The organism is Lachnoclostridium sp. Marseille-P6806 (assembly GCF_900625025.1).
Taxonomy (GTDB): domain Bacteria; phylum Bacillota; class Clostridia; order Lachnospirales; family Lachnospiraceae; genus CAG-791.
Genome location: NZ_LR130584.1, coordinates 54717 through 67598, shown reverse-complemented (window position 1 = coordinate 67598; position 12882 = coordinate 54717). Strand labels below are relative to the sequence as shown.

Sequence of the window (12882 nt, the reverse complement as noted above, 5' to 3'; positions counted from 1 at the left end):
ATTATGTCCGGGAGGGCTGGCAACGTGATCGAAGTAACGGGTCTGACAAAAAAATACGGCGCTCACTGCGCGGTAGATGATCTGTCCTTTACCGCGGAGAAAGGGAAAATATACGGTTTTCTCGGTCCGAACGGCGCGGGAAAATCAACGACGATGAATATAATGACCGGCTATCTTGCCGCGACGTCCGGCACGGTTGTCATCGACGGCTGCGATATTCTTTCGCAGCCGGAAGAGGCAAAGGCAAAAATCGGTTATCTTCCGGAGATTCCGCCGCTGTACCCGGAGATGACGGTGCTGGAATATCTTCGCTTCGCGGCAGAGCTCAAAAAGCTGCCGGCGGACGGCAGAAAAGAGGCCGTTGCTTACAGCATGGAAAAAACGGGCGTCGCCGGGGTGCAGAACCGCCTGATCAGAAACCTTTCCAAAGGATATCGTCAGAGGGTCGGCCTTGCGCAGGCGATTGTCAGCAATCCGGAGATTATCATTCTGGATGAGCCCACCGCCGGGCTCGATCCGGAGCAGCAGAAAGAAATGTTTGATTATATCCGCTCTCTCCGGGAGGAGCACATTGTCATTCTCAGCTCCCATATTCTTTCCGACATCAGCGCGATCTGTGACTATATATGGATATTGAACAAGGGGAGGCTCGTCGCCAGCGATACGACGAAGAATCTGCGTATGCGCATGACCACCGCCCAGCGGATTACCTGCATGGTCGACGGCTTTCCGGAGCAGGTGGAAAAGGTCGTCGCATGTATGAGCGGCATCAGTGATCTTATGTTCATCCCGTCTCCGGATGAGAGAGGAGTCCGATTTACCCTGACGTCCGAGGCGGATGAGGATGTGCGGGCGCAGCTGTCCCGTGTTCTTGTGACCGCGGGCATGGGCATTCTGGAAATGAGCAGGGACGAACAGTCTCTGGAAGACGTTTTTCTTACGCTGACATCGTAACGTTTCCCTGCGCAGGCACAGCCGCAGCAGAGCATGGAACATCAGACATCAGGAGGCAGCGTCGGCACTATGATTTCCATTTATAAAAGAGAATTTATCTCTTATTTTCATTCATTGATCGGCTGGGTGTTCATTGCCCTGTTTTGGTTTATTGTTTCGCTGTTTGTCGCGGGGTATAACCTGATCGGCCGCAAATCGGGCATCGTCGGCGCGTTCTCCATTACGGAGATCATCCTGATGATCCTGCTTCCCATTCTCACGATGAGAAGCTTTTCTGACGAGCGCCGGCAGAAGACGGATCAGCTGATCTACACGGCGCCCGTATCGATCGGCAGAGCCGTTCTCGGAAAATATCTGGCGGTTTCCGCGGTCTACACGATCCCCGTGATCGGCTTCTGCGCCTATCCGTTCCTGCTTTCCAAATTCGGGCAGGAACCCATTGCGCAGGACTTTTCCGCGATTTTCGGCCTCTGGCTGTACGGGCTTGCCTGCATCGCGATCTGTGTTTTTGTATCTTCTCTCACCGAGAGTCCGATGATCGCCGCGGTGATTTCGTTTCTTTTGCTGCTGGCCTCCTACCTTGTTCCGATGGTGTCCCGGATGATTTCCGTCATGGGAAACGCGGTGACAAGAGTGATTGGTGCATTGGATATGATATCGCCGTTTGAAAGCCTGATGAGCGGCAGACTTTCCGTCACAGCGGTGCTGTACTTTCTGACGGTGATCGCGCTGTTTCTCTTCCTGACGGTGCAGGTCATCCAGAAGCGCAGATATGTCGTGTCCAGAAAAACGTTCAGCATCGGAGCGTACAGCTCTGCGATGATCGCCGCGGCCGTCATCAGCGCCGTTGTGCTTAACCTGACGGCCGCGCAGATCCCGGACTCCATAGGCGTCAGGGATGTCTCCGCCAATCAGCTGTATGCACTTTCTGACGTTACGAAAGAGTATCTGAGCCGGATGGATCAGGACGTCACGATCTATGTTCTGACCAATGAGGGCGACGGGGACAAAACGCTCGGCGAGACGCTTTCGCTCATGGCGGATTACAGCAGCCATCTGACCGTCAGGTACATTGATCCCGCGGTCAATCCCGATTTTGTCCGGCAGTATACGGACAGCACGGAGCTGTACGCCAATTCCCTGATCGTGGATAACGGCACGAAAAGCCGCATCGTCGGCATGGACAGCATTTATGAGAGGGAAGAAAACCTCATGGCGGGTACGGCGACCGTCACCGGCTACGACGGAGAGGGCCAGATTGTTTCGGCGCTGTCCTATGTGACAAGTAACAGAACCCCTGTCATCTATGTTCTCACCGGGCATGGCGAGTTGTCGCTGGACGACCGCTTCAAGGGACTTCTTGCGAAGATGAATATGAGAGTCTCGGAGCTGGACCTCATAAAGGAAAGCGCGGTCCCCGACGATGCGGAGGCCGTCCTGATCAACTGTCCCAGACAGGATCTTTCCGGGGATGATGCCAAAAAGCTCATGGACTACTTCGATAAGGGAGGAAACCTGATCGGCGTATCCTGCTTTGAGTCCGATCCGGAGACGCCGAACTGGGACAGCGTGCTGGCCTATTACGGGATCCGCGCGGAGGACGGCATCGTTCTGGACGGCAGCAGCGATCATTATTACAGCGCGGAGTGCTATCTGCTTCCCAACGTACAGTATGATGAGCTGATCACGAAAGCGATCCTCAAGGGCAACGGGTATGTTTTCACACCGTATTCGCAGGCGCTCACGCATGATGGCCGGAGCGACGTCACGTATACCGATCTGCTGAAGACGTCCGGAAAATCCTGCATCCGCACGGATGTAACGGTCGACACGCAGGACTTTGCCAATGACCATCCGGAGCAGACGCAGCAGTACACCATCGGGCTGAAAGCAGTAAAGGAGGCCGGTGAAAAAACCTCAACGGCCGTCGTCTTCTCCTCCCTCATGATGTTTACGTCCAATGCGGATGAAGTGGTGGCCGGCTCCAACAGCAGGCTCTTTACCGGCACGGTCGCAGCCGTTACCGGCAGTGATTCTCCTGCCGCCGTTTCCGTTCCGGTCAAGGATTTACAGAATCCCAGTCTTGTCATCACGAGGAGAACCGCTGTGATCGTAACCGTCATTGCGGTCGGCATTATCCCCGTATTCCTGCTTGCCGCGGGCCTGTTCGGATGGCTTCGCCGCCGCAAACGCTGATGCGCGGATTTTTGCGGCGGGCGCTCGCTGTCTCGCCGGGTAGCTCCTCGGCATGGAGGATGGCCATGAAAGGTCAGAAAAAAATTACGATCCTGCTTATCGCTGTGATGCTGCTGGTCTGCATTGCGTATTTCGCGGTTCGCCGCTATCAGGCAAACGAGTCGAGGGGCAAGCCGCTGATCGGCAATTACACGGCGTACAGCACGGGGGCAGGGACGATCGCGGAGATAAGAGGCACATGCGTCGGAGGGAGCTTTGACGTCATTCGCAGCGACGGCGTGTGGAGCTATGCGGAGAGCGCCGGTACGCCGGACACGGGCAGGGTTTCCCGTATGGAATCGCTTCTGCTCTCGATCCCCGCGGAGCGTGAGCTTAAGGATGTCGAAGACCTGTCCGTGTACGGACTGGAGGACCCGCAGCTGACCATTGAGCTGACGTTTGAGGATGGGGCCCAAAATACGCTGAGCGTCGGCTTTTATAATTCGGTGATCGACCAGTACTATTTTCGCGTGGACGACAGCAGGACGGTCTACACGGTTGATCCTGCGATATACAGCAGCTTCGCGGTAACGGATAACACAATTGCGGAACAGGAAACGATATCCTCGGAAAGTGCGGCTGAGGTTCCGCAGTAAGCGCAGATCCGGGAAACCTTTCAGACAAAGGGGTTCCCGGATTATTTTTATGCGCAGCACCGTGAAAGCTATGAAAAGTACCCTGATTTTTACTGCCCGATGCCGATGTATTGATCGAAGAACAATTTCTTCTCATGGTTCGGATGGTTTTTGAATAATTTATATATATATCCATAAGTAAAATAGTGTGAGAATAATTATAGTTTCCGCAGCAGAAGTACATCAGAACGAAATGGAGGAAAGACATGTTTGATAATTATCTGATAAGGAAAGACAGTCTCGAGAATGTCGAAGAAAACGGGAAAATCACCGGGTTCAAATTTGCCGTTCGGATTGCAGATTATCGCGGATGCTTCCTTTCTCTTCATAACGGCTATTACATCACCGTGGACGGCACAGAGTATCCAAGAGAACTGCAGAGATTTGAGATCAACGGAAAGGCGCCCCGCACGTTTGAAGAGCTGAAGACGGCGACGCTTGAGCACTGGAACTACGACGACGAGGCCTATGTCTATGTGAAAAAGGACGGCGGTCTGGCTCCCGGGCTCCACAAGGTAGGGCTGCAGCAATCGATTTTGTCACAGTACGGTTATGCCAAGCACGATGAGGAGTGGGTCAAGAACCCTCCGGTGCCCGGCAGCGGCGATGGCGCGGGCAAGACATTTGTGGTCTGCTATTACGATCTGGAGCTTCAGAAATAATGATTTGCAACGGCAGCTTTGCGGGACGGACAAAATTCCACAGTGAAATTCCATAGTGAAAGAAAGGGTCATAGATATGGCAATTAAAAGAGGCGTATCCCTTTATAGTTATCAGCAGTCCCAGTTCTTCAAAAAAATGGACTGGAAAGATCAGGTCAGAGAGGTTCGCGAGGGCCTTGGCGCGGACGGTGTGGAGATTATCGACGAGGCGACGATCCGCGATTATCCTTTTCCCTCGGATCAGTTTGTCTATGAGTGGCATAACTATCTGGCGCGCTACCGGTGCAAGGCAATTACCATGGACGTCTATCTCGACACCATGCAGTGGCGTGATCATGTTATGAATCATGAGGAGGCCGCAGAGCGCCTGAAATTCGATATTATGATTGCGGCTAAGCTCGGCTTCCGCAATGTCCGCTGCCTGTGTGCAGTACCGATCGATGTGATTGAAATGGCGCTTCCCACCGCGGAAAAGTATGATGTGCGCATCGGTAAGGAAATCCACGCTCCGTTCCCGATCAAGCGCTATCCGGAGGGCGTCACCAGAGAGGGCATGGGCGGCTTCCCGATCAACGATCGCATGTGTGAAGAAATCATGGCTCTCGCCGACAAGTATCACACGAAGTATGTCGGACTCGTTCCGGATTTCGGCATCTTCCAGCACTCTGCGTCGCAGCCGAGGATCGACTGGCAGAAGCGTCACTGCAAATATCCCGAGGCGATTGATTTCATCGTTCAGAACAAGCTGAATTACAGCGTTCCGGAGATGATCCGCCTGCTTCAGGAGAAGTATCCGGATGAAGAGTGGCATGCGCGGGGCTGGACCGGCATTCAGGTCGAGGGCCTGATGCAGCACGAATCCTCTGCACAGCCGGAGGATCTGCGTGAGATCGTTCCTTACATTGTATCCATGCACGGGAAATTCTATCAGATGACGGAGATCCCCGGAGAGCCCGGACATTATGAGGACAAGGCCATTGATTATGCGAACCCGATCCGGGTTCTCAATCAGGAGGGCTTTGAGGGCTACATCGATTCGGAATACGAGGGACAGCGCGATCAACAGGATCGCGGGATAGAGTTCCTCTCCGATGAAGTCGAAGAGGTGCGGCGTCATCACGAGATGCTCCAGCGGCTGTTTGACACCATGAAATGATTATTTGATACCATGAAATGATCATGGAGGAATGAAAGATAAAGCGGCAAATCGGAAATGACGGTCTGCCGCTTTATCTTTTGTATGGGGCGGATTAATGTATGAGCCGGCTTAATTAATGGCCTGCTTGATATGGATCAATCGTATCTCGTTCAGCTTCAGCGTGGCGTCCAGCCGGATCATGTTGTCCGTGACGACGGCCATATGCTTTCTCATATGAGGAATGGAGATGTTTCTCAGATAATTCAGCTCTTCAAGATCCAGATTTTGCTGGAAGCCCATCCTCCCCCATTCGTCAAAGACGCTGCCGGCATCGCTGTTCATATAGTATTCCGTGATACGGTACTTTCCTGCCGCCGCGTTTTCGATGGCGATGTCCAGCGTCAGATCATTCCCGTGAAAGTATTGGGCGATCTCTTTCGGAGCCATCTGTTCGCCGGATTTGAGGTAATAGTCCATATCAAACTGCGCCTCGTTGTGGCAGAGAATGAAAAAGCTTCCGTGATTCGTTTCGGTAACAATATAGTTTTTGCCCTTTACCAGCAGATTGTTCGCCAGCTTGTCCAGAAAGACGAGCGCATAAAAGGCGGGCTTGCAGATCCCATCTTTGCTGAGCAGTCCGCTGCTCCCGTTCAGGAACGAAATCGAATCGAAATATTCATTGATCAGGTCCGTGCTGCCCCAGTAGCCCATACAGGGCGTCAGGCTGACCGAATCGATGACGTTCTTTACAATATAGGCGCCCTTGTAAACCGTATCGTTCAGGAAATCACGGTTCGAGATCGACTGGTTATATTCGGTAATATACAGCTTATCCGTCGAGACGCCGTACTTTAAGAACATCGCCTGCAGCGCGATCAGTTCGTTCTCAATAAAGTCGTTGTCCGGAGCGATATTGTAATTTAATCCGTTCGTCTGCTTGAGGTACGGATACAGAGTGATGGAGAGGAAATCCGGCTCCGACATCATCGAAGCTTTGTCCATCAGGAGGTGCTCCACGGCGCTGTTATTATCAAAAACGGCGATGCCGAAAGCGCCGACCTGCGCTCCGGGCGCATAGGCCTTGAGGCACTGATACGCCGTATCAAAAAGCTCCAGCCAGCCTTTATCAATGTAGGCGCTGCTTACACCGCTTTTTCCGCGGCGGTCCCACCACACCTCAAACTTCCACTGCTCGACCTTTTCGATTCCGAACCGGTCTACGCAGTGCTGGATAAATTCCGAGATGAGCCGGCGGTACGACTGCATATTGTCGAACTCGCGGTCTCTGTCGATCATAAGAATGGTCGACAGATCATTGAGGACGATCCGCTTGGGCTTGAGGCCAAGGTCAATGAACGGAAGAATGTGATTCTGATCCATAAAATCCAGAACCTGATCGATCTCCGTGAAATTAAAAGCATCCCTGCTGTGAATATCGACCAGATTATCCTTGACAAACAGGCTCCAGATGCGCCCGTACTGGAAATCCAGTGAATTTTTGAGAAAGCGGATATGATTCTGCACGTTGCTGTTTTTGATATCCTGCACGGCGCCGATATTCAGCACGCAGTTCCAGTTTTTTACATAGGGGAGCTTGCGCTGCGCATCCGCCTTTACCCAGACCGTCTGCTGGCGGCTGCTCTCCACATACGGATTCTCCGAGAAATACTCTTTCAGAATCTGCTTGGTCTCAAGCTCCGAAACCGCCGGCTCCGCCTCTTTCTGCTCGAGGGTCAGCTTGCGCTTGTAGGCCGTCGGCACCATCCCGTAATTCTGCTTGAATACACGGTTAAAGGACGCCATATTGGGGAAGCCGTTGTCAAACGCAATCTGTGTCATTGAGTGATCCGTCGTCGTCATTTCATCGACGGCATGGTTCAGACGGACCGTACTCAGATATTCGACGAAGCCGACGCCGGCGTTTTTCTTGATATATTTGGAGAGATAGGGCACGGACAGCGAAAACCGATCCGCGATATCCTGCAGACCGAGCTGCTTCATATAGTTGTTCTGTATATAGATCAGGATCTGGTCAAGACGGTCCACCGTCTTGCTCTCTTCATCCCTGCTCTTGTCCCAGTTGGACAGATTGCGGATCAGATACCAGAGACAGGCGTAATAGCACTTGTACTCCCTGACCTTGTCAAGCACGCCGCTGTTGCAGTGATGCAGCAGCGTTTCCTTGAGCAAACGGGAGAGCTCGGTGTAAGAGCTGTTGTGATACTCGATTACGCGCGAATCGAATATCATGGAGCAGCCGCCCGTCAGCCGGAACAGAAACTCCTTGTTGATGGAAAAAAGTATCACCAGTGAATTTTCTGATCTGATATAGGAAAAAGGGACGGAAAGGTTGACAATGATCATCTGCTCTTTTTCCAATACGATTTCTTTGCCGCTGCAGACGGCGGTCATGCTGCCTTTGAGAACATAATACAGATCTACGCTCTGACTGAGGTACTGCCCTCTGCTGAGGGCGGACAGCACCTGCAGCTTCATATCATTATCGTAACGCATCTTCCCTCCCCCCTATGCCGAAGCGATTTATGCGAGGCGCTTTGAAGCCAGAACAATCCCGCACAAATCACATTATTGTAAGAATTATATACTGTATTTCGCTGTAAAACCATTACAATTACTGTCTGCCGTCGGAATAAGCGGTGACACGTTAGGGCAAATAGTAATCCCAGAGTGACACGGGAGCCAGATCCAGCGCCGCGGCATCCGCCGGGAATAAAAAATATCAAATTCTCTTAATGCTCCTGTCATTATTTGCTCCGGATGAATAAAAAGATGACGTTAAGATCATTAATTACGGAGGAGATTAAAAATCATAAAATGGATATTCTTATTCTTAACAAAGTACGGTGGATGATATAAAAAATACTGTTGTAACAGGGAGACTCAGTGTGAACAATCACGCCGATGCGTTGATTGTTCACACGGCTATTTGTGCCGAAGCCCAAATGGCCTCTGATCGCAGCCGCAAAACCCGCCTGCGCGGATTTTGCGGCGCGCGCCTCGCACAAAGCGCTTCGGCATGGTGATTATTATGGCTAATGCGTTAACCGGCAAGGGCAGGTATGATTTCACACAGGGGAAGATCGTAAAACCGATGCTGATCTTTTCTCTACCTATTTCAATAGGAGACATTTTCTCCGCGCTGTACAACGTGGTCGACTCGATCGTTGTGGGGCAGTATGTCGGATCGGCCGCTCTGGCGGCGGTGAGCGCGAGCTTTGCGATCACAATGGTATGCGTGGCGGTCTACGCCGGTTTTGGCATAGGCTGCGGCGTTGTGATCGGGCAGCTTTTCGGGGCCAGAGAGAAAGAAAAGCTGGACAGGGCCATCGGCACGGCCTATGCCGGCGCACTGGTGATCGGACTGACCATGACGGTTGTCGGGCTCATCATCAGCAAGCCTCTTCTTGTCGCGATCAATACGCCGGAAGAAATTATTAACGATGCAAACATCTATCTGATGATTTATTTCCTCGGATGCACGACTCAGCTCTGCTACTACATGACATCCGGCATGATGCGATCTCTGGGCGACAGTAAAATCCCCATGATCATCCTGACCATCTGTGCGGTTCTGAATATTGTACTGGACATACTTTTTGTCGTTGCGTTTCATTGGGGCTGCGCGGGCGTTGCTCTTGCAACGGTGCTTTCACAGGCGCTGTCCGCCGTCATTATTGTCCGGCTGCTCTTCACGCCCCGCTTCGGATTTACGTTCCGTCTGCGCAAAATGCGAATCGACAGGGAAATCATCGGCATGATTTTCAAAATCGGCATACCCAGCGCAATCCAGTCGCTTGTAAGCTCGTTCGGTCTTCTGATCATCCAGAGCTATTCCAATTCCTTCGGAACGAATCTTGTGGCGTCAAACGGCATCGTCCAGAAGCTGGACAGCTTTTCACAGCTGCCGATTATGGCTCTCGGGCAGACGATCACGACGTTTACCGCGCAGAATCTCGGTGCGGGACAAAAAGAGCGGGTTATAAAGGGAAACAGAATATTTTTGTTTATCCTGTTTGCGATCGGCGCGGCCGTCGGAGTGATTCTGTTTTTCGCGGTCGTTCCGCTCTACCGGCTGTTCATCAGCCCGAGCGATCCCGGATTTCAGGAAATCATTGAGATCGGCATGAACAGTATCCATGTAATGGCATTTTTCTACTGCGTTGTTGCGATCCAGCTGGGAACCGGCTCGATTCTTCGCGGCGCCGGCGCGGCGATGCCGGTCATGGTGATCGCCATCGTTTCGATCATCGTCCGTGTTCCGATCACATACTTTATGGCTGCCGTCCCCCACAATTACGTAAACCTGTACTGGGCGACCAGCATCTTTAATGTGATTTTTGCGCTCGGGATGGTCGCTTACTATAAGTTCGGAAACTGGAGCAGATACGTGGTGGTCAATCGCGGAATTGACTTCAGGGAAGAGGTTTGAGATGGATGCCGGGCTGCCGTACCGGCGGAGAATGTGGCTGGTTTCTGTCCGGATAATAAATATCAGGAAGGTATTTTTGCTTTTTTTATCCTGATTCTCTGATTTTTGCAGCAGGGAACGGGAGACAGCAATAAAAGCATAAACAAATTGCATAAAAGATTAAAAATAAAATAGTGAATATTGTACAAATTAACCTATAATTATAAAAGATTCAACGGGAAACAGCAAAAAACGTATAGTGTCCGGGTGGACAAACCATTTTTATTCAGGGGGCGTAGTGTGAAAAATCATGCCGATGCGATGATTTTTCACACGGCGATTTGTGCCGAAGCCCAAATCGCCTCCCGTCGCAGCCGCAAAACCGCCTGCGCGGACCTTTCAGCAAGCGAAAAATGCTGTCAGGCGGAGGGATGGCATGAGCCGCAGAGCGGCTCGACAGCCTGCGCGCCGGCGCAGGGTGATTGCGGCGCGTGCCTCGCACAAAGTGCTTCGGCATGGTGATTTTTTATGGAAGACAAGAATATCCACAGAGAAAAACCGTTCTTAAGATGGTTGGTACTGCTTTGCGGAATACTTTCGCTTATTTCGCTGGCATTGCCCTTTGGCAGCTACCGTCTGGACAAAACGTATTATGACATCAGCGGTCTGCAGCTGATTACCGGCAAGACGATCATGGGCGGCAGGGTTGTCATTCCGCCGACCGCGCCGCTGATCATCGGCACCATTGCGGCGATTGTCATGCTTGTTTTCCTGATCGCCGGCTATAACAAAATGACGCCGAGAAAATCGGGCCTTCTTGTATTGCTCTGCGGTTTTGCGGACACGATCGTCGGGATTATTCTCGTCGTTACGATGACGACCGCCATCCTGTCGGAGGCAAAGAAGCCCCGCATGGGCGTCGGCGTTTATCTTTATCTGGCGCTCGCCGTTCTGACGGTGGTTCTGGCATATACGATTCTGGCCATGAACAAAGCGGTCAGCGCGCTGGATTTTATGGTGATTCCCGGCGTGATCTATATGATCTGCAACAATTACATCCCCATGGTCGGCATCAGCTTTGCGTTCAAGAAAATCAATTACAGCGTGGGGATCTGGAAGAGTCCGTGGGTCGGCTTCGAGAACTTCAAGTTTCTGTTCCGCTCTCAGGACACTCTGATTATCACGAGAAATACGATACTCTATAACCTCACGTTCATCATTCTCGGCAATGTGCTGGGTGCTCTCGTCGGCATCTGCCTGAGTGAGATTTTTTCGAGGAGACTGCAGAAGCTGTATCAGACAACGATTCTTCTTCCGCAGCTGATCTCATGGGTCATCGTGGCATACATCGCCTATGGCTTCCTCAGCAATGAGGCCGGATGGATCAACAAGACCGTTCTCGGCGCGGGGAATGAAATAAACTTTTACGGAACGACGAAATACTGGCCATTTATCTTAGTATTTTTCCATTTGTGGAAAGGCCTCGGTTACAGCTCCATCGTATATCTGTCGTCCATCGTCGGCATTGACCGTTCGCTCTATGAAGCGGCCAGTATTGACGGCTGCAGCCGGATCGGGGCGGTGCGGCACATTACCGTTCCGCTGCTCAAGCCCACCCTGATTACGCTGATCACGCTGGGCGTAGGACGTATCTTCTTCTCCGACTTCGGTCTGTTCTATCAGGTGCCGATGAATTCCGGCTCGCTGTATGCCGTAACGGATACGATCGATACCTATGTATATCGCGCCCTGATGCAGCTGAACAACGTCAGCATGGCATCCGCAGCCAGTGCATTTCAGGCGATCGTCGGCTTTGGAACCGTTCTGATATTTAACACTATCGTCCGCAGGGTAAGCCGGGAGAACGCATTGTTCTGACAGAAAGGAGCATAAGCCATGGATGACAGATCCGTAAAAGGCGCAAGCGATCACATATTTCAGACGATCATTATCATCGTTTTGACTATTCTGCTGCTTTGCGCAGTACTTCCTTTTATCCTGCTGGTTTCTTCGTCCTTTTCCGATGAAGCGCAGCTGATGCAGAAAGGGTACGGATTCATACCGAAGAACTTTACGGTTTACGCATACAAGTATCTGTTCGTTATGAACAAGGACAGCGTATTCCGCGCGTATGGAATCACGTTCTTCGTGACGATTGTGGGAACCATTGTGAGTCTCTTAGTAGGCCCCATGCTTGCGTGGCCCCTGTCGCGGGCTGACTTTCCGAGGGCAAGAGCTCTTACCTTTGTCGTGTTTTTCACGATGCTGTTTAACGGCGGTATTGTTGCGCAGTACATCATGTATACCAGTATTTTTCATATCAGAAATACTCTGTTTGCATACCTGATGCCCAATATGCTGTTCAACGGCTTCTATATCATTCTGTATAAGAACAATTTTTCGAGCAATATTCATCCCACGCTGGTAGAGGCGGCGAGACTGGACGGAGCGGGAGAGTTCTACATTTACAGAAAGATCGTGCTTCCGCTTTCGCTCCCGATTCTCGCCACGATCGGACTGATGACCGGTATCGGCTATTGGAACGACTGGACAAACGGCCTGTATTATATCAACAATACTAATTTATACAGCCTGCAGGTTCTGCTGAACAACATGATGCAGAATATGAGAGCGCTGGTGTCCATGTCCTCCGGTGTCGGTACGGATCTGGGCATCTCCGAGCTGCCGTCCATCAGCATCAGAATGGCGATCGCCGTGATCGGAACCATACCGATCATGGTGCTGTATCCTTTCTTCCAGAAAGCATTTATTGCCGGCATTGCACTCGGCGGGGTAAAGGAATAGCTTCCGGAAGCGCTTTCACATGGA

10 protein-coding genes are annotated in these 12882 nt (G+C 51.6%); 9 read left to right on the top strand and 1 reads right to left on the bottom strand.

The features are described from left to right. Nucleotides 1-24: 24 nt before the first annotated feature. The 5 genes from E0E20_RS11450 (at nt 25) to E0E20_RS11430 (ending at nt 5642) form a co-directional block, all read left to right on the top strand. Nucleotides 25-954: an ABC transporter ATP-binding protein gene (locus E0E20_RS11450; RefSeq protein ID WP_130838326.1), complete on the top strand. Its 930-nt coding sequence runs from the start codon at nt 25-27 to the stop codon at nt 952-954. Between the two features lie 69 nt (nt 955-1023). Continuing rightward, nucleotides 1024-3150: a Gldg family protein gene (locus E0E20_RS11445; protein WP_165444091.1), complete on the top strand. Its 2127-nt coding sequence runs from the start codon at nt 1024-1026 to the stop codon at nt 3148-3150. Nucleotides 3151-3215: 65 nt separating this feature from the next. Next, complete coding sequence (locus tag E0E20_RS11440; protein ID WP_165444090.1) at nt 3216-3785, top strand: DUF4340 domain-containing protein; 570 nt, start codon at nt 3216-3218, stop codon at nt 3783-3785. A 245-nt stretch (nt 3786-4030) separates the two neighbouring features. Further along, nucleotides 4031-4486, top strand: coding sequence for a C-glycoside deglycosidase beta subunit domain-containing protein (locus E0E20_RS11435; protein ID WP_130838323.1), 456 nt, complete (start codon nt 4031-4033; stop codon nt 4484-4486). Between the two features lie 76 nt (nt 4487-4562). Then, a complete protein-coding gene (locus E0E20_RS11430; protein WP_130838322.1) occupies nt 4563-5642 on the top strand; it encodes a xylose isomerase in 1080 nt (359 codons plus the stop codon). A 111-nt stretch (nt 5643-5753) separates the two neighbouring features. On the opposite strand, the gene E0E20_RS11425 is transcribed toward E0E20_RS11430, so the two are convergent. Beyond that, nucleotides 5754-8138, bottom strand: coding sequence for a GH39 family glycosyl hydrolase (locus tag E0E20_RS11425; RefSeq protein WP_130838321.1), 2385 nt, complete (start codon nt 8136-8138; stop codon nt 5754-5756). Between the two features lie 392 nt (nt 8139-8530). Between E0E20_RS11425 and E0E20_RS13955 the strand changes: the two genes are divergently transcribed. The 4 genes from E0E20_RS13955 (at nt 8531) to E0E20_RS11405 (ending at nt 12858) form a co-directional block, all read left to right on the top strand. After that, nucleotides 8531-8668, top strand: a complete 138-nt coding sequence (locus E0E20_RS13955; RefSeq protein ID WP_165444089.1) for a hypothetical protein — start codon at nt 8531-8533, stop codon at nt 8666-8668. 5 nt (nt 8669-8673) lie between these two features. Beyond that, nucleotides 8674-10074 carry an MATE family efflux transporter gene (locus E0E20_RS11420; RefSeq protein ID WP_165444088.1) on the top strand — a complete coding sequence of 467 codons (1401 nt, stop codon included), beginning with the start codon at nt 8674-8676 and terminating at the stop codon, nt 10072-10074. 507 nt (nt 10075-10581) lie between these two features. Then, on the top strand, nt 10582-11931 hold the full coding sequence (locus E0E20_RS11410; protein ID WP_330508955.1) for an ABC transporter permease: 1350 nt from the start codon (nt 10582-10584) through the stop codon (nt 11929-11931). Nucleotides 11932-11949: 18 nt separating this feature from the next. Further along, a complete protein-coding gene (locus E0E20_RS11405; RefSeq protein ID WP_130838318.1) occupies nt 11950-12858 on the top strand; it encodes a carbohydrate ABC transporter permease in 909 nt (302 codons plus the stop codon). The last annotated feature ends 24 nt before the right edge of the window (nt 12859-12882 follow it).